Source organism: Hyphomonas sp. UBA4505 (assembly GCF_002388685.1).
Lineage (GTDB): Bacteria > Pseudomonadota > Alphaproteobacteria > Caulobacterales > Hyphomonadaceae > Hyphomonas.
Genome location: NZ_DGMZ01000003.1, coordinates 205,002 through 224,763, shown reverse-complemented (window position 1 = coordinate 224,763; position 19,762 = coordinate 205,002). Strand labels below are relative to the sequence as shown.

At 56.9% G+C, this 19,762-nt stretch carries 17 protein-coding genes and 1 tRNA gene; 14 read left to right on the top strand and 4 right to left on the bottom strand.

The window, feature by feature from the left end:
- Positions 1-38: 38 nt before the first annotated feature.
- A complete protein-coding gene (locus tag B3527_RS02725; protein ID WP_290479593.1) occupies positions 39-881 on the bottom strand; it encodes a TauD/TfdA dioxygenase family protein in 843 nt (280 codons plus the stop codon).
- Between the two features lie 59 nt (positions 882-940).
- On the opposite strand from B3527_RS02725, the gene B3527_RS02720 reads away from it, so the two are divergent.
- Together B3527_RS02720 and B3527_RS02715 are read left to right on the top strand one after the other, a co-directional pair.
- Entirely contained in the window at positions 941-2,248 is a 1,308-nt protein-coding gene (locus B3527_RS02720; protein WP_290479592.1) for a replication-associated recombination protein A, read from the top strand.
- Between the two features lie 3 nt (positions 2,249-2,251).
- On the top strand, positions 2,252-2,980 hold the full coding sequence (locus B3527_RS02715) for an RluA family pseudouridine synthase (RefSeq protein ID WP_206990683.1): 729 nt from the start codon (positions 2,252-2,254) through the stop codon (positions 2,978-2,980).
- A 61-nt stretch (positions 2,981-3,041) separates the two neighbouring features.
- Here B3527_RS02715 and sppA read toward each other — a convergent pair whose 3' ends face one another.
- Complete coding sequence (gene sppA / locus B3527_RS02710; protein ID WP_290479591.1) at positions 3,042-4,814, bottom strand: signal peptide peptidase SppA; 1,773 nt, start codon at positions 4,812-4,814, stop codon at positions 3,042-3,044.
- A gap of 203 nt (positions 4,815-5,017) precedes the next feature.
- On the opposite strand from sppA, the gene B3527_RS02705 reads away from it, so the two are divergent.
- The 9 genes from B3527_RS02705 to B3527_RS02665 all read left to right on the top strand — a co-directional run bounded on the left by B3527_RS02705 (position 5,018) and on the right by B3527_RS02665 (position 12,167).
- Positions 5,018-5,092: transfer RNA gene (locus B3527_RS02705), tRNA-Gln, on the top strand.
- Between the two features lie 407 nt (positions 5,093-5,499).
- A complete protein-coding gene (locus B3527_RS02700) occupies positions 5,500-6,267 on the top strand; it encodes a DUF3450 domain-containing protein (RefSeq protein WP_034815659.1) in 768 nt (255 codons plus the stop codon).
- Between the two features lie 33 nt (positions 6,268-6,300).
- On the top strand, positions 6,301-7,698 hold the full coding sequence (locus B3527_RS02695) for a MotA/TolQ/ExbB proton channel family protein (RefSeq protein WP_290479590.1): 1,398 nt from the start codon (positions 6,301-6,303) through the stop codon (positions 7,696-7,698).
- A 35-nt stretch (positions 7,699-7,733) separates the two neighbouring features.
- The gene (locus tag B3527_RS02690) at positions 7,734-8,243 is read left to right on the top strand and encodes a MotA/TolQ/ExbB proton channel family protein (protein ID WP_027838575.1); all 510 of its coding nucleotides are present in this window, start codon (positions 7,734-7,736) and stop codon (positions 8,241-8,243) included.
- Positions 8,243-8,659 carry an ExbD/TolR family protein gene (locus tag B3527_RS02685; RefSeq protein ID WP_034815654.1) on the top strand — a complete coding sequence of 139 codons (417 nt, stop codon included), beginning with the start codon at positions 8,243-8,245 and terminating at the stop codon, positions 8,657-8,659. The genes B3527_RS02690 and B3527_RS02685 overlap by 1 nt, the downstream gene beginning before the upstream one ends.
- Before the next feature lie 11 nt (positions 8,660-8,670).
- Positions 8,671-9,090 (top strand): ExbD/TolR family protein, encoded by a 420-nt coding sequence (locus B3527_RS02680; RefSeq protein ID WP_034815652.1) that lies wholly within the window; start codon positions 8,671-8,673, stop codon positions 9,088-9,090.
- Between the two features lie 11 nt (positions 9,091-9,101).
- Positions 9,102-9,728 carry an energy transducer TonB gene (locus B3527_RS02675; protein ID WP_034815649.1) on the top strand — a complete coding sequence of 209 codons (627 nt, stop codon included), beginning with the start codon at positions 9,102-9,104 and terminating at the stop codon, positions 9,726-9,728.
- Positions 9,729-9,865: 137 nt separating this feature from the next.
- Entirely contained in the window at positions 9,866-10,564 is a 699-nt protein-coding gene (locus B3527_RS02670; RefSeq protein ID WP_290488424.1) for a TonB family protein, read from the top strand.
- A 199-nt stretch (positions 10,565-10,763) separates the two neighbouring features.
- Positions 10,764-12,167, top strand: a complete 1,404-nt coding sequence (locus B3527_RS02665; RefSeq protein ID WP_206990679.1) for a tetratricopeptide repeat protein — start codon at positions 10,764-10,766, stop codon at positions 12,165-12,167.
- Positions 12,168-12,221: 54 nt separating this feature from the next.
- Here B3527_RS02665 and B3527_RS02660 read toward each other — a convergent pair whose 3' ends face one another.
- Both B3527_RS02660 and B3527_RS02655 read right to left on the bottom strand, forming a co-directional pair.
- Positions 12,222-13,559, bottom strand: coding sequence for a vWA domain-containing protein (locus B3527_RS02660; protein ID WP_206990678.1), 1,338 nt, complete (start codon positions 13,557-13,559; stop codon positions 12,222-12,224).
- A 12-nt stretch (positions 13,560-13,571) separates the two neighbouring features.
- Positions 13,572-14,552, bottom strand: coding sequence for an AAA family ATPase (locus tag B3527_RS02655; RefSeq protein WP_206990677.1), 981 nt, complete (start codon positions 14,550-14,552; stop codon positions 13,572-13,574).
- Positions 14,553-14,692: 140 nt separating this feature from the next.
- On the opposite strand from B3527_RS02655, the gene B3527_RS02650 reads away from it, so the two are divergent.
- The 3 genes from B3527_RS02650 (at position 14,693) to B3527_RS02640 (ending at position 19,753) form a co-directional block, all read left to right on the top strand.
- A complete protein-coding gene (locus tag B3527_RS02650; protein WP_290479587.1) occupies positions 14,693-15,664 on the top strand; it encodes a hypothetical protein in 972 nt (323 codons plus the stop codon).
- 70 nt (positions 15,665-15,734) lie between these two features.
- The gene (locus B3527_RS02645; protein WP_290479586.1) at positions 15,735-17,525 is read left to right on the top strand and encodes a flavin-containing monooxygenase; all 1,791 of its coding nucleotides are present in this window, start codon (positions 15,735-15,737) and stop codon (positions 17,523-17,525) included.
- Between the two features lie 59 nt (positions 17,526-17,584).
- Positions 17,585-19,753 carry a primosomal protein N' gene (locus B3527_RS02640; protein WP_290479585.1) on the top strand — a complete coding sequence of 723 codons (2,169 nt, stop codon included), beginning with the start codon at positions 17,585-17,587 and terminating at the stop codon, positions 19,751-19,753.
- The last annotated feature ends 9 nt before the right edge of the window (positions 19,754-19,762 follow it).

Sequence of the window (19,762 nt, the reverse complement as noted above, 5' to 3'; positions counted from 1 at the left end):
TTTTCACAGTACGTGCGAAACCGGCAGTGGGCTAGCTATCAGGCCGCGCCAATTGTTGTGCGGTGCAACAGACGCGCATGTCCTGGATAGCCCCCGGTTGCCATATGCAACAGGCAGCGATTGTCCCACATCACCAGCATGTTTTCCTGCCAGACATGCCGATACTGAAATTCCGGTCGGGTTTGCCAGCGATACAGTTCAGCGAGCAATTCCCAACCTTCGTCGGGCGCCATGCCCTCGAACCCTGTAATATAGCCCGCCGTGCCAAAGACGCTCTCGCGACCTGTTTCAGGATGCACTCTAATAATATCGTGCATTTGAGTCGCTTGGGCTTCAGTGGATGCAATGATGGTCATGCTGCGCCCGCTCGCTTTGTCTGCCTCTCCATACATGCCGTCTGGGGCGTAAGCGTTCTTGGCGGAATGAATGGCTTTCTTGCAGTCCAGCCTTTCACGCAGTTCCGTGGGCATCTGCTCCAGCGCCAGATATTGATTGGCGAATAGCGTGTCGCCACCCCGCGGCGGAATGGTAATACCGAACAAACAGGTGCCGCTTGGAGGAGCGGCCTGAAAGCTCCAATCAGTGTGCCAGCTTTCTGCGAAGATCGGTGCCGTTTCGTCGGCCGCGCGCTGAACCGCGATTATGTGCTGATGACCGGGGATCGATGCAATGAATGGGTCCTCTCCAAAGGGACCAAAATATAATGTGAAGCGCTCCAGGTCCTCGTCGCTCATTGATTGGTCCGGAAAGGAGAGAACCTGATGTTCAAGCCACGCCGCGCGAATACCTGCAACGATCTCGGCGGGCAGCGGCGCAGACAGGTCAACGCCGCGAATCTCAGCGCCGCATGCCTGCCCGGATGGTGTGATCTCGAGTGTCATTTTGTGTCTCCTCCACTTGGCACCTTATCACGCTCTGCAATCGCGCCTAGAACGGGCTCATGAACGACCTATTCTCTGCTTCGGGCCTTTCGGAAGGTACGCCTCAGCCGCTGGCTGACAGATTGCGTCCGCGAACCTTGTCCAACGTGGTCGGGCAGGATCACCTGCTTGGGCCTGACGGACCCTTGCGGCGCATGCTGGAAGCTGGCCGGTTATCGTCCATCATATTCTGGGGGCCACCTGGCGTCGGCAAGACGACCATTGCGCGGTTGCTCGCCAGCGAAACTGATTTGGAATTCGAGGCAATCAGCGCCATTTTTTCCGGCGTGAAAGATCTGCGGGCCGCCTTTGAGCGCGCGGAAGCACGGCGTTCGACCGGGAAGGGAACCTTGCTGTTCGTTGACGAAATTCACAGGTTCAACAAAGCCCAGCAGGACGGCTTCCTACCTTTTGTCGAAGGGGGCGTCGTGACATTGGTCGGGGCGACCACCGAGAATCCGAGCTTTGAAATCAATGGTGCGCTTCTGTCGCGCTGTCAGGTCATGGTGCTCAAACGCCTGGACGAGAAAGGTCTCAGTCTCTTGATTGATCGCGCCGAGGCCATGGAGGAGCAGAGGCTTCCGGTGGAGCCTGCAGCGCGCGACGCGCTAATCGATATGGCCGATGGCGACGGGCGATACCTGCTGAACCTCGTGGAACAAGTCTATACTTTTGCCGGTAAGGGCGAGCCGCTGACGGTCGCGGCAATGTCGGCCGCGCTTCAGAAGCGTGCGCCGGCCTATGACAAGTCCGGCGAGGGACACTACAATCTTATCTCTGCGCTTCACAAATCTGTGCGCGGATCAGATCCAGATGCCGCGATGTACTGGTTTGCACGCATGCTGGAAGGTGGCGAAGATCCGCGTTTCCTTGCGCGCCGTCTGGTCGTGATGGCCAGCGAGGATATCGGACTTGCTGATCCGACTGCCATGATGGTGGCTGGTGAGGCGGCGCGTGCATTCGAGCGTCTGGGTGAGCCGGAGGGATTGATCCCCTTGGCGCATTGCGTCGTGCATCTCGCCACAGCGCCGAAGTCTAATGCAGCCTATATGGCGCTGAAGAAGGCGCGCGCCGCCGCCAGAGAGACCGGAAGCCTCATGCCACCCAAGGCCATTTTGAATGCGCCGACTAGCATGATGAAGGATCAGGGATATGGCGATGGCTATATTTATGATCATGATACGGAAGAGGGTGTCTCCGGACAGAATTACTTCCCGGATGAAATGCCCCGGCCAGTTTTCTATGAACCAAAAGGCCATGGGCGCGAACGAGCCGTGATGGAACGCATGAGGTTTGTTGCAGAAATCAGGGATCGAAATCGTCGATAGCCCATGAAGAACCGGTCGCTCCCCAATATCAGCGTTGAAGATCGAGCATATGCTGAGAGCCTCGTCATATTCGAGGACAGTCAGGTAATTGTGTTCGACAAGCCATCGGGTCTGGCAGTTCAGGGCGGGGGCGGCATCTCCCGATCACTTGATGACCTGCTCATCGCGTTTGCCAAATCGAATGGGAAGAAGCCGCGGCTCGTGCACCGTCTTGATCGGGGAACTTCGGGCGTGGTCATTGTTGCGCGAACCAAGCCGGCTGCTGCATTTCTTTCTGAAGAGTTTGCCGCTCGCCAAGCCATGAAAACGTATCTGGCCATTGTATCTGGGAAACTGCCCGTTGATGTCGAAGGGGTGTTTGACCAGCCTTTGGTGAAGGTCGAGGAGGGGGGGCGTCCTCGCATGCTGATTGCTAAAGCTGAGCGAAAGGGTGCTCAAAAGGCGCTGACGGGCTGGCGCATCCGGGCTCGCCACGGCGATTACGCGCTATTCGAATTGAAACCTGAAACGGGCCGGATGCACCAGATCCGTGCACACTTGCTGGGCGCGGGATGTCCGATCCTTGGCGACCACTTGTACGGAACAGGCGCGCAGTCAGCGGAGCGTCTGATGCTGCATGCGCAGTCGCTCGAGATTGGGCTTCCGGATGGAACAAGAAAATTATTCTCTGCGCCGCCGCCCGAAAGTTTCGTGAAAATGGCGGTGCAGACAGGGCTGAGTCTTCCTGATTAGCTGGCCACGAAAAAGGCCCTCCGTTTCCGAAGGGCCTTATTCGTTTTGAATGGTCGTCGCGTTACCTCTCGCGGAAGCGCGGCATAACAGCCTGCGTCTGACCGGAGTTTACCGCTTCTGCTGCGGCGAGCTGCTCTAGCAAGGACTGAACGTTCTTGTCGTCGGCAAGGCGGTTCAACATGATCGCGGCTTCGGCACCTTCAGCCGACACGCCGAACAGGCTTTCAAGGGCTTCAAGCCCTGTCGGACGATGAGGGTAATAGACGAGGCGCGGTGTGACGTCAGCTTCGATGTCAGCGAGCACTTTGGCTTTTTCGATGGCGTCGATGAACGTGCCCAACTCATCAACCAGGCCCACTTCAAGCGCATCTTCGCCGCTCCAAATTCGGCCACGGGCAACTTCGTGCACTTCATCATACGTCATGCCACGACCGTCGGCGACGATGCCGAGGAACCGATCATAGCCGCGTTTCAGCATGTCCTTGACGGCGGCTTCCTGAGTTTCGGTGAACGTGTCAGCTCCGTAGGCATCCGCAAACTCACCTCCGACACTCACGCGGTCAAATGTGATTCCTAGTTTGTTCAGTCCGCCCTCGATTGCGAACTTGCCACCATAAATGCCGATCGAGCCGGTGATGGTTGCACGATTGGCAATGATGTAGTCGGCCCCTGCGGACACATAGTATCCGCCGGAAGCAGCAAGCGAGCCCATTGATACGATCACAGGCTTCCCATCAGCCTGAACCCGCTCAATGGCATTCCAGATCTGGTCCGCTGCGACGGGGGATCCCCCTGGGCTGTCGACACGGAAGACGATGGCTTTGATCTTTTCATTCTTGCCAGCGTCGAGGATGGCGCGGGCGATATTGTCCGAAGCAAAACCGGGCGGGGAAGAGAAGGGCGAGTTGCCATCTCCGCCGCCTGTGACAACAGCGCCTTCACCACCAACGATGGCGATTTGTGGTGCCCGCAAGCTCGGGGCGGGTGCTGCATAATAGGCAAGGTCGACGAGTTCAGCATCATCGCCTGCTCTTTCCAGGGCGGCTTCGGAGGCTTGTTCCGGATAGCCTGTCTTATCCAGCAGCTTCAGTTCGATGGCTTTCTCCGCTGGGATTGGTCCGCTCTCAAGAGCCGTTCGGACATTGGCAGCATTCAGTGCGCGGTCTGCTGCGATGTCGCCCAAGGCGACGGTCCAGACCGACTCAGCCAGAGTGGCCAGCGCAAGCTTGTGCGGCTCGGTATACTCGGTCTTGTTGTAGGAGTTCGGGGCGTTCTTGTATTCGTAGAACGGATAGATTTCAGGTGTCACGCCGATCTTGTCGAACAGCCCCTTGAAGAACTCCGTTTCGAACGTCAGCCCAGGGACGACCAGGTCGGAACCCGGTTGCATCCAGATTTCATCGGCTGCGGAGATCGACCAATAGGCCGACGGACCGCTGACGCCCAGGGTGCCCTGTGAGTGGGCGATGACGAACTTGCCCTGATCGCGGAAACTCTGGATCGCCTGGCGCAACTCTTCGGCGCGTGCGCTGCCAGTCCCGATGAATGCACCTCGGATGAACAGACCTTTTACATGGTCATCGGTTTCGGCCGCTTTCAACTTGGTCAGCAGATCGATGAAACCGGGCGTACCGGACAAGGCAGCAAAACCGCCTGTTGGCGCTTGGTCGGAAATTTCCGAGTTCAGGTCGAGGGACAGGACAACTGCGTCCGGGCGCTCAGGTTTTGAGCTTGATGCCCCAACAATGAGCAACATAAGAAAAGAAAACATCAGGAAGATGAAAATGAACATGGCGGCAAGAGCGCCTGCCATGGAAAGGAAAAAGGTCTTCATGTATGAACGGTCTCCATGCACACGGTCTGGGAGTCGTGTCTTTCTGTAAAACGATATTGCCGATTATCGATAAAAAGTAAAGGCGAGCATTTCAGCACCTGTGAAATTATCGCCGATCATCGCGTTCCCTGCACAAATCCGCTGCTAAGGATGAGATCGGGTGTTGCCAGCAACGGCAAGAGTGGCTATCTCGGCGCCTTCATTGGGGTGTCGCCAAGTGGTAAGGCACCGGTTTTTGGTATCGGCATTCCCAGGTTCGAATCCTGGCACCCCAGCCATCGTCTTCCAGATCGCCGACCATGCGGGAAGACAACGCGAGACAAATTTGATCGTTACTGTATCACGCCGGTTGCCAATAGGCGCGCGCCCGATACTTTCCTTACTGAATCGTAAAGCATCTTATTGATCCCCGAATTCAGGGTTGTTAGCCTTGAGGATCAAAAGTAAGGGCGTTGCGTACCCGGCGTCTGAGTGGCAAAGGGTATAAACAGAGAGCGGCCCACGCTCCAAAGCTCAGGGGAGAGGTCGGGCGTCTCTACGCCTTTCGGCTTCCACTAGACTACCAGGCCAATTGTGTGTGTGGCCATGGCATTGAAACCGGGACGTCCTCATGAGCAGGGCGCCTGACTGTCGATTTTTACGCGCAATACCTGCGCGACCGTTTGGAGAGTGAGAGGCAAACCTCATGAAGAAACTTCTGTCACCAGCTCGCGGCGTTCTCGCCGCTGCGCTGATTGCGGGCTTGGCCATGCCGGCCCAGGCCCAATTGCGCGAAGCGCTCAATACCGGCGAGCAGGCCACCCGGCGCGCCGAGCAAGTTCAGGATCAGATCAACCAGCTGGACGATGAGCGTACGGACATGGTGCGTGAATACCGCTCCCTGCTTCAGCGCCGTGACGCAGCTGACCTGTACGCCAAGCAACAGGCGCTCGTTGTGAAAAGCCAGGAAGAAGAGATCGAATCTCTGACCGAACAACTTGGTTCGATCGACGACATCACCGCCCAAACGGTTCCGATGCTCCTCGAAATGATCGAAAACCTGAAGGCATTCGTCGCGGCTGACCTCCCATTCAAGCAGGAAGAACGCACGACGCGCCTTGAGGGCCTCGACGCCGTCATGGAAACGCCGAACGTCACGCCAGCTGAACAGTATCGCCTGATCATGGATGCCTATCAGGCGGAAATGGAATACGGCCGCACGATCAGCACCTGGCAGGAAGAGATCACGCTGGACGGTAACCCGACCACGGTGGACATGTTCCTGTATGGGCGCGTTGCGCTCGTTTATGCTGCACCAAACGGCGACGCTGCTCGGTACAACCGCACGACCGGTGAGTGGGAAGAGATCAAGGGCGGTTATGCTGCCGATATCGACAAGGCGATCCGCGTTGCACAGGCAAAAGCCCAGCAAGACGTTCTGTTCGCCCCGGTTCAGAAGTTCTCCGTCGAGTAGTCGGCAGGCACCAGAGAATTAAGAGGTAATATAATGTTGAAGTTCAATTCCTCGCTGAAGGCTCTCGGTGCAGCTACGCTGCTCGGCCTCGGCTCAATCGCGGTGTCCGCTCCGGCCTCCGCTCAATCGCTCCAGGATGTTCTTGCCAAAGTCCGTCAGGACTCCAGCCAGATGTCTGCTGAAGACCAGCAGCGCCTGCGGGAATTCCAGGCTGATACTGCAGCTCAATCCCAGAAGATGGCGGACGCCCGTGGCGCTCTTGCGGCTGCAGAATCTCGCGGCCGCGCTCTGAGCGCTCAGTTTGATGCCAACGAGGCAACGCTTGCTGACCTCGAAGCTCAGGTTTCTGAGCAGGCAGGTGACTTCCAGGAACTGCTTGGTCAGTTCCGGTCCGCAGCTGGCGAAACCATGCCGGAAATTGCGAACTCCTTCGCCAACTTCGATTATCAGGGCCGCGTTGAGGGCATCGCTGAAATCGCTGAGGCTCGTACGCTTCCGAACCGCGCGCAACTTGAGCGTCTTCCGGAAGCCATGATCCAGGAAATGGTTGCTCAGTCCGAAGTAAAGTCGTTCACCGCAATGGTTGATGGCATTGGCCCGGACGCGTCGAACGCAGAAGCTGATGTGATGCGCGTTGGCGTCTTCACCGCGGCGACCGTAGACGGCACAAAATTTGTTGAAGTGAAGAAAAAGGACAATGGAGACACGTTCCTCCAGGCGTTCAAAAAGCAGCCTTCCGGTGCTTTCGCATCTTCGATGAACAGCCTTGTCAAAGCGGGCCCGGACCAAATCGTTCGTGCGCCGGTTGACCCATCCAAGGGTAACTTGTTCGGCATTCTGGGCGACCTGCCAGAATTCGGCGATCGCCTGAAGCAGGGTGGCCCTGTTGGTGCTGTTATCATGGCGCTTCTGGCTGTTGGCCTGCTGCTCGGTCTCTACAAGATGTTCACGCTCTTCACGATGGGCGGAGCCATGCGCAAGACGGCGAAAACCCGTCAGGCTGGCGACGGCAACCCACTGGCTCGCGTGTTCGAAGCTTATGAGCAAAACAAGCAGAACGACATCGAGACGCTGGAACTCAAACTGGACGAACAGATCCTGCGCGAGAGCCCACGCATCGAGCGTTTCAACGACATCATCAAAGTGCTTGCTGCTGTTGCACCTCTGCTCGGTCTTCTCGGTACCGTTATCGGTATGATCATCACCTTTACGTCGATCACAATCTACGGTGCCGGCGATCCGAAGCTGATGGCTGGTGGTATCTCCGTTGCCCTTATGACGACCGTGTTCGGTCTCGTGGCGGCTATCCCGCTTCTTCTGGTCCATGCAGTTGTGTCCGCAATGGCACGCGGCAACCAGCAGATGCTTGACGAGCAGGCTGCTGGTCTGGTCGCCGAGAAAGCGGAATCCACGCGCGGGGCGATGGCGTAAGCCATCCCCCTCGTTCACCCGAGGAGTAACCCGATATGGGTTTTGCAGATTTACAGGCTTTCCTCGATCGTGGCGGTCCAGTGTTGCTGGTCATTATGCTTGCAACATTCTTCATGTGGGGCCTGATTTTGGAACGCGTGTTCTATTTCAGGTTCGCACATAAGCAGGTAGCCGCCGATGCGATTGCGGAGTGGCGTTCGCGCTCCGACCGGAAATCCACACTCGCGCACTGGGTAAAAGACAAGCTGGTATCAGAAGTCCGCATGAAAGCGGAACAGAATGTCCAGCTGACCAAGGCAATGGTGGCGCTTGCGCCACTGCTCGGCCTGCTGGGCACCGTGACCGGAATGGTTGCTGTGTTCGACATCATGGCGATCACCAGCGGTGCAGACGCAAAGGCCATGTCGGCCGGTGTGTCTCGTGCAACGATCCCCACGATGGCAGGTATGGTCGCCTCGCTCTCAGGCATTCTATTCACGTCCGGTATGGACCGCCGCGTTAACCGCTCGGTCCAGCAGGTCGAAGATGCGATGGAGATTAGCTGATGCGAGGACGTACACACAGAGCACCGGAAGAGGCGAATGTTGACCTCACGCCCATGTTGGACGTGGTCTTCATCCTGCTGATCTTCTTCATCGTGACCTCGACTTTTGCCCAGGAAGAGACGATCGGCCTTGAGCCTCCGCCTCCGCCTTCGCCAGATCAGCAGGACCAGCCGCAAGTTCCGGCTATCCTGATTTATATCGACGAGTCGAACCTGATCACGGTCAATGGCCGCGTCACTGACATCGGATCTGTTCGTGCCAATATTGAGCGCGTGCGGGCCGAGAACCCGGAAAGCCAGGTTGTGATCCAGGCTCATCCGAAGTCGAGAAACGGGGTAATCGTCCTTATCCGGGACGCCGCCTATAACGCTGGCTACACGACAGGGGTGAACCTTGTCCTGTCGCAGACAGAGTAGAGGAGCACCGCATGGCACGCAGAAAACGTCAATCGATGGCCGGCGGTGGAGGAGCTGAGGATGATGTAAACCTCACTCCAATGCTGGATGTGGTCTTCATCCTGCTGATCTTCTTCATTGTTACGGCTCAGTTCATCAAGGAACCCGGCGTCGATATCGTCCGGCCCGAAGTGGACAACAAGGCAATCGCCAAGCCGCTTGCGATCTTGGTTGCGATCAATGCTGAAAGCCAGATCTACATCGACAAGAAGGAAGTCTCGCCAGATGAGGTGTCCTTTACGCTGAAACAGATGCGTGAAGACAATCCTCGTGGTAAGATTGTCATTCAAGCCGATGTAGCTTCAGAAGCTGAAGTGCTCGTCGACCTCATGGAGACCATCAACAAGCTTGATGGTTCGACCGTGATCGACGTGTCGGCGTCGAGAGAATAGGAGACATTCACATGCTAAATAATCCTTTTCTTCGCCTCTTGATTGCACTCGGTATCGCTATTCCGATCGTGTACGCACTCTTCATGATGATGAGTTATCTCATCAGTGTGAAAGAGGTGAAACTTGATCAGAGCGAACAGCGGGTCCTGTCGGCGATTACGCCACAACAGCAGGATGCCGATGTCCGGGTGCGTCAGCGCTCGAAGCCGAAGCGGATCGATTCCGCCCAGAAGCCGCCTCCACCGCCGAAAGTTTCGGCAACCAAGTCTCAGATCAATCTGCCAACGCCCCGTATTGAGGGTGCTGCGCCGACGGATCTGAACCTTGGCCGGATGAACTCTCTGGCAATCGACCCGGTCGCAATTTCTGACCGGGATGCCCAGCCAATCCGTCCGCCAGCCCCGTCTTATCCGCAACGTGCGGCAGAGCGTGGCACGGAAGGCAGCTGTGATGTTCGCTTCGATGTGGATACACGCGGTCGTCCGTACAACATCTCTGCCACTTGCACAGATAGTGTTTTCAAGCGGGAAGCAGAACGGGCTGTCAGCAAGGTTGAATTTGCTCCGAAGATCATTCGCGGTAAAGCGGCCGAGCGTCGCAATGTGGTATATCCGTTGGAGTTCAAACTGGCCGACTAAGGCCTGTTCGACGATGAAATTTGAAAAGGGCGCTCCAGGGAGCGCCCTTTTTTGATTCCGGATTGTGTCTCCAAAAAGCTTTTGCTTGCCGCTTGGGAATAGTAATGATATAAAGTAACAAAAATGGAGGAAGTGAAATGTCAGCCAGTTTGAATTCGAGCACGGGAACCGCGCTATCCTTCGGCGAAGAATGGCGCTCATGGATTCAAGTCCAATCCGACCCCGGTCGGTTTCTCATGGCCTCCATTCCTGCCGCTGCTGTCACAATTGGCTTGTTCGCAATCATGAACCATTTGATCCATGTGGACGAAGTGAGACTGGCAACGCCATCGGAGCGCATTTGGGACAAGATCGTATTCGACGCGGACCCGATGGAAGATCGGGTGAGACCAGATCGTCTCGTATTCGAGCCTATTGAGGTCAAAACACCTCCCCCTCCACCGAAAGTGACAATGTCACCTTCAGGCGTGGGTATGCCGCCCATCGTGAATGTTGGCGGCGTGCCGACGCGCACACCCATCGGGTCCCTTGGTCCCATCATTACAACAGCAAGCCCCGTTGGAGACCGAACCCCTGTGCCCGTCCGGCCTCCATTGCCAGCGTATCCGAGCGCGATGGCCAAACGAAACGTGGAAGGTGATTGCGTCGTTCGCTTCAATCTGACGGCTCGAGGTCTGCCCTTTGATGTTACCGCTGAATGCACGCCCTCAGGTTTCGAATCGGAGGCCCGTCGGTCCGTCTCCAGGGCAGAGTTCCTCCCACAAATTATTGACGGACAAGCACAGGAATCGCGCGGTCTGACCTACCCGCTCGAATTCCGCCTTAATGAGGAGTGATAATCATTAAAACCCTGTAGTACATCGTTGACGCACCGTGTCGCTTGCACCCATATTCGGCACGAAACGTAACAGATTTACACTCGGACGACGCGCGAGCATAAAAAGCCTTATAAAGCGCGCGGAAGTCCTTGATCCGACCGGTCAATTCCGGTTGAAAGAGCTGAACCCCGCGGTCCCTGCGGACAGGAGAGGAATTATGGGATTTAAAGCTACCCTGAAAGGTGCCGTTCTTGCCGGCATGATGGCAGCATTTGGTGCCGGCGCCGCTATGGCGCAGGCGGCTTGTGAAGAGACTCAGTTTTCATCTAAGACCGGGGAAACCTATCTGAAGGCCGAACAGGCCGCGATGACGAACAAGGACTTCAATGCCGCGGCACAGGCTCTCGGCCAGCTGAAGGCGATGGAGCTCAATTGCTACGAGGAAGGCGCAGTTCTCAAACTGTCCGCCTATATCAACATCGAACGCGGAGATCGTCAGGGCGCCATTCGCGACCTGATGTCGGCGCTCGACAAGGGCTACATCCCGGCGAAAGACGCCGCGCAAACCTATTACAATATTGCCCAGATCTACCTGCAGGATGAGAACGTCGAGAAGTCGCTCGAATACATGCAGAAGTGGCAACAGGCTGGCGGCAAGCCAGACCGTCAGCAGAAGTGGCAGCTTGCTGTCCTCTACCAGCGCGTCGATGATTTCCGCACGGCCATCAAATGGACCGAAGAAGTCAAGCGTGATGACGGCAATAACTACAAGCAGGAAGTCTATGACCTGCTGATCTATCTCTACAACGCGGTAGACGACAAAGCGAAGCTCGCGGCGGTTCTGGAAGAAGTTCTGGTTCGCAACCCGACAGAACGGAAGTATTGGGACGCGATTGCCGGCAACTATTTTGCGGCCGATGAAGAGCGTAAAGCCTTTGAAGTGCAGAAGGCCATGTATCTGGCGGGCCTGCTGACAAAGGAAGACGAGATCATGCGGGTTGTGAACTTTTACAACCGCTTCAACGCGCCTTACCACGCCGCTCAAATTCTTGAGAAAGAAATGAATGCTGGCCGAGTGACGAAGTCTCTCAAAAACCTCGAATTGCTTGCGAACCTTTATCAGGTTGCTCGTGAGCACGAAAAGGCGATCCCGGTCATCCGCCAGGCAGCTGATGCTGGTGGTGGCGGTGCCATGCTCGAACGTCTCGGCCGGTCTTATGCTGACCTCCAGAAATGGGAAGAGACCGAAGACGCGCTCCAGCAAGCACTCAAAATGGGTGGCCTCAAGGATCGTGCGACGGCCTATGTCATGATCGGCCAGTCCCGCTACGAGCGCGAGGACCGGTCTGGTGCACGTGAAGCGTTCCGCCAGGCAGGTAACCGCGCAGGTCGCAGCTGGCTGCAGTTCATGGACTCTGAAGAAGCCACCGCTGATGCGCTGGTCTGTTTTGAAGTCCAGTCGGCTTATCTCAATGTCGAGAACGAAGCGAAGATTTGTAAGCGGCTCGCGGTTCTGGGTGAAGAGAATGTCCCGGAAAACTGCAAGACGGTGCCCGAGCGCCTTACGGCAGCTCAGGAAAAGTTCAACAACACACCGGAGTGCCGCGCACAGCGTTCTTAGGTGTTCGTTTGAGCCCAACGAAGAACCCCAGCCATCGCGCTGGGGTTTTTTGATTCAGGAATACGCGCTCAGTACGTCATCTACGGCGCGCTCAAGATCCTTGAGGGTGGCGACATGGCTCATGGTCGAGCAATAGGGCCTGTAGCGCGGGATTTCACTATCCCCTGTGCCCCACGCAGCCAGCGGCTCTGGATTTAGCCAGATGGTGCGCTTGGCGCGCGAGGCGAAGCCTCGGAACAGATCTGTTCGTGGATCGTCATAGTTCGACCGGCCGTCGCCAAGAACGATGATGGTTGTTCGCCGATCGACCAGCGCTTCGTGATCTTTCTTCAAATCAGACCAGGCCTGGCCATAGTCAGTCGACCCCATGCCGGCCACACGGATGATAATATCCATCGCGTGCTCAAAGGGATTGTCTTCCAGAATATCGTCCACCTCGACCAGCTTGTTAGAAAAGGCAAAGGCATGCATGTCCGGAACGACGTCCTTCATGGACCATAACAACAACAGCAAAAAGCGAACATAGCGGGCCACGGAACCGGAAACGTCGCAAATCACGACGATCTTGGGCCGCTCCCGCTTCTTCTGGCGCCACACAACGTTGAATGGCACGCCATCAACGCCAGCATTTGCGCGCATGGTGCGGCGTATGTCGAGCTGGCCACGATTTTTCTTTCTCCGCCGGCGTGAGTGTTTCACAGCAAGCCGCTTGGCGATCCGTGCGACAAGCACTTTCATTCTCGCCATGTCGCTCAACTCAATAGCCGACAGTTTCTTGTTTTCCGCAAATTCATTGCGGAACTGTTCAGTCTCGCCCTTGCCGAAAATATCATAGCTTCGTTGGACCCGCTCGCGCGCCCGCTTGGTCAGTTCGCGTCGCATCTCGATCAGGCGTTCAGCTTCAGCTTCGCCTTCCTCGCTGCGCTCATCGAACGCCTGCATCATGCGTTCCTGCAGTTTCTCTCCCCCCATCTGCTTGAGCATTTGTTGGGCGTAGTAGGCGATCTGCGTTGAAAATCGGATATCGTCCGCATCGACTGCCTCGGCGGCGCGCTCAAGTGCAGCGGCGATCGCGACCTCATCTCCGGAATCCATCAACTCGACAGGGTCAGGCTGGCCTGAGGGTGAGTCCCGTGATGCATCGCCGTCGGAGTCAGACTTGTCCGCACTCGAAAGATTTCGCTTGGCAAAAAAGGAATCGAACAACTCGTCAAACGTAATGGCCTCATCCGGAGATTTGGCCAGCGTGCACCGGAGGGAATCCTTCAGGAGGGTGCGGTCAGCATAGCCCGCGACGGATACAGCGCGTGCCGCGTCCAATGCCTCACCGGTTGATACCCGCACATTTGATGCGCGCAGGGCCCGAATGAAGCTGGTGATCTGACGGTCCATATCAGTTCCGGATCAGCGTGTGATCTGTCCCGCATAGGCAGGTTTGCCATTGGTCGCTTCACGGACAAGTTTTGGTACATCTCCGGACACGGCGGCAATGTCGCTCTCATGCTTGAGCAATACATTCAGCGTGTCCTTGACGAAGCGCTCATCGAGGGCATTTGCGTGGAGCAACAGCAATGTTTTCGCCCAATCGACGGTCTCGGCAATCGAAGGCTGCTTCTTTATGTCCAGGTCTCGCACCGACTGAACGAAGCTGACCATCTGGTTGAGTAAGTCTTCCGAGATGCCTTCCACGCGCGCTTGCACAATGCGCTGCTCGCGCTTGTGGTCCGGGAAGCCGATATGAAGGTGCAGGCAGCGCCGCTTCAAGGCGTCTCCCAATTCGCGTACATTATTCGAAGTCAGAATAACTATCGGCGGAACATTGGCCTTGATCGTGCCGATCTCCGGTACGGTTACCTGATAATCTGACAGGACTTCGAGCAAAAAGGCTTCAAATTCCTCATCAGACTTGTCGATCTCGTCGACCAGGAGAACGCTGCCTGCGGACTGGCGCATGGCGGTCAGCAGGGGGCGAGCCTCGAGAAACTGTTCCGAAAAGAAAAGGTCTTCAAAGGAACCGAGTTTGGCCAGCGAGGATTCGAGCGATTTCTCATCGCCGACGACCTCGTTCAGCTTTTCCTTGAGCAACTGAGTGTAGAGGAGCTGCTTGCCATACTTCCACTCATACAGCGCTTTGCCTTCATCAAGGCCCTCATAGCATTGCAGGCGCAGCAGTGGCACGTCCAGCCAACGCGAAAGCGAGGCAGCGAGATCGGTCTTGCCGACGCCTGCAGGCCCTTCAATCAAGATCGGTTTGCGCAGGCCAAGTGCCAGGAAAACAGCAGTCGAGATCTGCTGGGTCGAAATGTAGCCGACGGATTCGAGGCCAGACGTGATCGCCTCAATCGACGTCATGGGCTCATAGCCGGTGGAGATTGTATTTGTCATCCCTGAAAGGGGTAGGGGCGCTGGCTGAAACTGGCAAGGTGTATCGCTGGGGTAGGCACTCGGTCGTCTACGTAGTGTGCCGGATTATTTCAGCGGTCAGTATTGCGATAGATTGCGGCCTAGGCACAGGAGGTTGGATGATGAGCGACGCCCAAGAACTGCAGGTTCGCGAAGCCGTGGGCGTGTTTGAATCCGAGGATGCACTGCAAGGGGCGATCGACGACCTTCTGTCCCACGGGTTCAATCGAGCCGAGATATCGCTGCTCGCAGCAACAGATAGTGTGGAAAAGAAGCTTGGACACGCTTATCGGAGGGTCGCTGAAATCGAGGACGATTTTTCCACGCCCCGGATCGCCTATGTGGCAGAGGAGGATGTTGGCAACGCAGAGGGCGCGGTGATTGGCGGCCTCATCTACATTGGTGCGGTTGCAGGCCTCATTCCGGTTGTGGCGTCCGGTGGTGCTATGGCTGCTGCGCTCGCGGCGTTGGTTCTCGGCGGCGGAAGCGGAGCCGTTATTGGCGCTGTATTGGCAAAGCTGATTGGTAAAGAGCATGGCGAATATGTTGCCGATCAGATCAAGCACGGTGGCCTGACCCTCTGGGTTCGAACATGGAATGCGGGGGATGAGCGTCGCGCAGTGCAAATACTAAAGGCTCATTCGGGCAAGGATGTTCATCTGCACGGCCTTCCAGACCATGGCTATGCTCCAAAGGCGCCGGTGCTTACCGTTCGGGCGAGTGATCAACAAGATGAGACGATTGTCGACGACGGTAGCGGCGTTTTCTATGTATCAGGCAAGATATTCCCAGATCGTGCCGCCGCAGAATCGTACCTGGCGCGGCAGCTATATCTTGAGAAACTGTACCAATCCAGTCGATCGCTGGACATCGACCTCGACGCGACAATGCTCGATCCCGCGTCTGTATTCCATTCAGTCAGTGACCTCATGAGGATACCCTGTTCGGACGAGATCAAGCTCGAACTGCTGCATCGCTGGGCTTATGATGTAAGGATGCTTGAAGTGGCTGATGATGAAGGCATGACAGGCCCCTCCAGGGCAGATCTCATGCAGGAAATAGAACGCGCCATTTTGAACTTGAAACCTGCTTGATTTCCGTTTGGGGAAGGTAGGCAAGTTGATCCTATAAGCGGACCTAATCCGCATTCTTATGGGGTAGGAAATGAGCATCACCGCGCTGGACAAGGACAAGATCAAGCAGAAGTACCGCGCCGAGCGTGACAAGCGGATCAGGCCCGAGGGAAACGCCCAGTACAAGCGACTGGCCGAATTCGAAGACCTGTCCGATGATCCCCATATGCCCGTGATCGAGCGGGCGCCTGTAACAGATCATGTGAAGTTTGCCTTTATTGGTGGTGGGTTTGCCGGCCTCGTTGTCGGCGCTCGGCTCAAACGGGCCGGTATTGATGATGTTCGAATTGTTGAAAAAGGCGGCGACGTCGGCGGCACCTGGTATTGGAACCGCTATCCGGGTGCGCAATGTGATACAGCGTCGATGATCTATATGCCCCTGCTCGAAGAGACAGGGCATATGCCCACCGAGAAATACGCCCATGCCCCGGAAATCCGAGACCACTGCAAACGCATCGCGTCGCAGTTCGATCTCTACGACAAGGCGCTATTCCATACCGAAGTAACGGCGCTGGAATGGAATGATGCCGCGAGTCACTGGCTGGTGCGCACCTCTCGCGGCGATGCATTCACGGCAAAATATGTGGGTATGGGGACCGGGCCGCTGCACGTCGCGAAACTGCCCGGCATCCCCGGTATTGAATCGTTCGGCGGAAAGGCGTTTCACACCAGTCGGTGGGACTACGACTATACCGGCGGCGATCCGTCCGGTGCTCATATGGACAAGCTTGCCGACAAGCGGGTCGCACTGATCGGGACGGGCGCCACATCGATCCAGTGCGTACCGCACCTGGCCAGGTCAGCGAAACAATTGCTGGTGTTCCAGCGTACACCATCCTCCGTGGACGTTCGGAACAATGCGCCTATTGACCCGGACTGGTTCAAGGAAGTCGCGGGGCCGGGCTGGCAACAGCGCTGGTACGACAATTTCGTGGAAAACCAGTCGCAGGGCTTGCCGGAGACAGATCTCGTAATGGACGGCTGGACCGAATTATCGCGCCGCATCCGCGAGAAAGTCATGGCGCTTCCCCCGAGTGAGTGGACGCCCCAGAACATGATGGTTGCCTTCGAAGATGCCGACTTTGAAAAGATGGAGGAAATCCGTAGCCGCGTGGATTCTATCGTCGAAGATTCCGAAACCGCAGGCAAGCTGAAAGCGTGGTACCGTCAACTCTGCAAACGTCCGTGCTTTCACGACTCCTATTTGCAAGCATTCAACGAGCCGGGCACGCAACTCGTCGACACAGACGGTCAGGGAGTTGAGCGGATAACCGAGACGGCTTTGGTCGCCAATGGTTTGGAGTATGAAGTCGATTGCATCATCTATGCGTCGGGCTTCGAGGTGGGGTCGACCTATACATCGCGCGCTGGCTTTGATCTTGTCGGTCGGGACGGGCAGACACTTTCGGCCTGTTGGCGTGACGGTATGCGCACGCTACATGGCAATCAGGTTCACGGGTTTCCAAACGCCTTCATTGTCCAGCCAAGTCAGGCAGCGAACCTGATCTCCAATGTGCCGCATAACATCGTGGACCATGCAAACACCATCTCCGCGATTGTGTCGCACACGGAGAAAAATGGATTTTCTGAAGTCGAGCCGACCGACACGGCTCAGGATGCCTGGGTCGACCTTGTGCTGAGTGGTTCTGGCATGATGATCGGATCCCCCGACTGTACGCCCGGTTACTACAACAATGAAGGCAAGGGCCTGACGGAACTGAACAAGTATGCGGTTGGGCATCCGGGCGGCCCGCGCGCTTATTTTGCACATATTTCCGCTTGGCGACAGAGTGGTGAGTTTGAAGGTGTGGAGTTTCGCTGACGCCTGCGAATGTCGTGAGGGGTTCGACACTATAAGGTGGACGCGCTAGGGGATTGCCCATGCCTGTCGCCCGGATTCTCTTTCCATTGCCGTTGCCCGAACCATTCGATTATGCGGTTCCGGACGGGCTCGACGTTCAGGAAGGCTCTTATGTCGCGGCGCCGCTCGGCAAGTATGAACGGCTGGGCGTTGTACTGGAGTTATTGCCAGACAGTGCAGGCGAAGGTCGGAAACTGAAAGACGTGGGTGGAGTCTATCCAACGCCACCCATGACGGCTGCCATGCGGGAATTCGTCCAATGGGCTGCGCGTTACACAGTTTCTCATCCGGGACATGTATTGGGTATGGCGCTGCGCTCGCGGGGCGGTCTTGAGCCGTCACCTACGGAGACGGTCTATCACCTAACCGGTGAGTCACCCCCACGTGTCACCGAAGCCCGCACCAAACTGATCGAGGCAGCCGAGCAGCTGGGCGCTCAGACTGCCTCGACGCTTGCCGAGGCAGCAGGCGTGTCGTCTAGCGTCGTGAAGGGACTGGCTGAAGCGGGCGTGTTGCGGGCTCGATCCATGCAGACAGATCTTCCGTTTGATGTGCCATCACCTGACTTGCCAGGCGCTACGCTGACAGACGAACAGTCTGAGGCTGCTGACGCGTTGAAACAGGCCGTCAGCGCGCGCGGCTTTTCGACCTTCCTGATTGATGGTGTCACCGGCTCGGGAAAAACCGAAGTCTATTTTGAGGCCATCGCAGAGTCTTTGCGAACGGACCCGGAGGCGCAGATACTGGTTCTATTGCCGGAAATTGCTCTGACGCAGGCCATTCTGTCTCGGTTCGAAGTGCGGTTTGGTGCCAAGCCGGCGCCTTGGCATTCCGGCTTGTCCGACAAGGAACGCCGCCGGACGTGGCGGGAAGTGGCGCATGGTCGTGCCCGCATTGTAATCGGGGCGCGATCCGCCCTGTTCCTGCCATTCCATAAGCTGAAACTCATCATCATCGATGAAGAACATGATGGCAGCTATAAACAGGAAGACGGAGTCACCTATCATGCGCGCGATATGGCGGTGATGCGCGCGAAGCTCGAAGGCGCAATTGTCGTGCTTGCCTCTGCGACGCCCGCGCTTGAGACAGTGGTGAACGCAGAGACAGGCCGGTATCACCGCCTGCAACTGTCCGCGCGTCCGGGTGCTTCACGACTGCCGGACGTTGATCTGGTTGATTTGCGCCGCGCGCCGCCGGAGCGAAATCACTGGCTGTCGCCTCACCTGATACATGCCATGCAGGAAACGCTGGCGGTGGGCGAACAAACTCTCTTGTTTCTCAACCGCCGGGGTTACGCACCCTTGGTACTCTGCAAGAGCTGCGGTGAACGTTTAAAGACACCCGGTACAGAGAACTGGCTGACCGAGCACCGTTATACGGGGCGTCTGGTGTGTCATGTTACCGGCTATTCCATTCCCAAGCCAAAGGCCTGTCCCCATTGCGGGGCCGCTGACTCGCTGATGGGGGTTGGGCCGGGCGTCGAGCGCGTGGCCGAAGAGGTCAGAACCCTGCTGCCGGACGCCCGCATCGAAATCTTTTCTTCCGATACTGCACAGGGTGGGGAGGCGACGCGCGGGATCGTGGAGCGAATGGAGCAAGGTGAAATTGATGTCCTGATCGGCACGCAGATCGTGGCCAAGGGACACAATTTCCCAAATCTTACCCTGGTTGGTGTTGTAGATGCTGACAGCGGCATGAAGGGCGGAGACTTGCGCGCTGGTGAGCGGACCTACCAATTGCTCAGCCAGGTTGCGGGCAGGGCAGGGCGGGCCGAGCGCCCCGGGCGCGCACTGGTTCAGACTTATGCGCCCGACAATCCTGCCATGATGGCGCTGGCCGACAATAACCGTGACGGATTTTTGCAGATCGAGCGGGAAGTTCGCGCGGAACTTGGCCTCCCGCCTTTTGGACGACTCGCCGCAATGATTCTGTCTGCGCCGTCTGCGCAGCAAGTGGATGAAATCGCGCTGCAAATCATACAGCAAGCGCCCAATGGTGAGGGCGTTGAGGTTTTCGGGCCAGCGCCCGCTCCAATCGCCGTGCTCAGGGGCCGTCACCGTCGGCGCTTTCTCGTGAAATCGCCCAAGAACATTGACCTTTCAGCCTATATGGCAGCATGGATCGCTCGGTTGAGGCTGCCAAATGCGGTGAGGATGTCAGTCGACATTGATCCTTACTCTTTCCTGTAAGCCCATGGT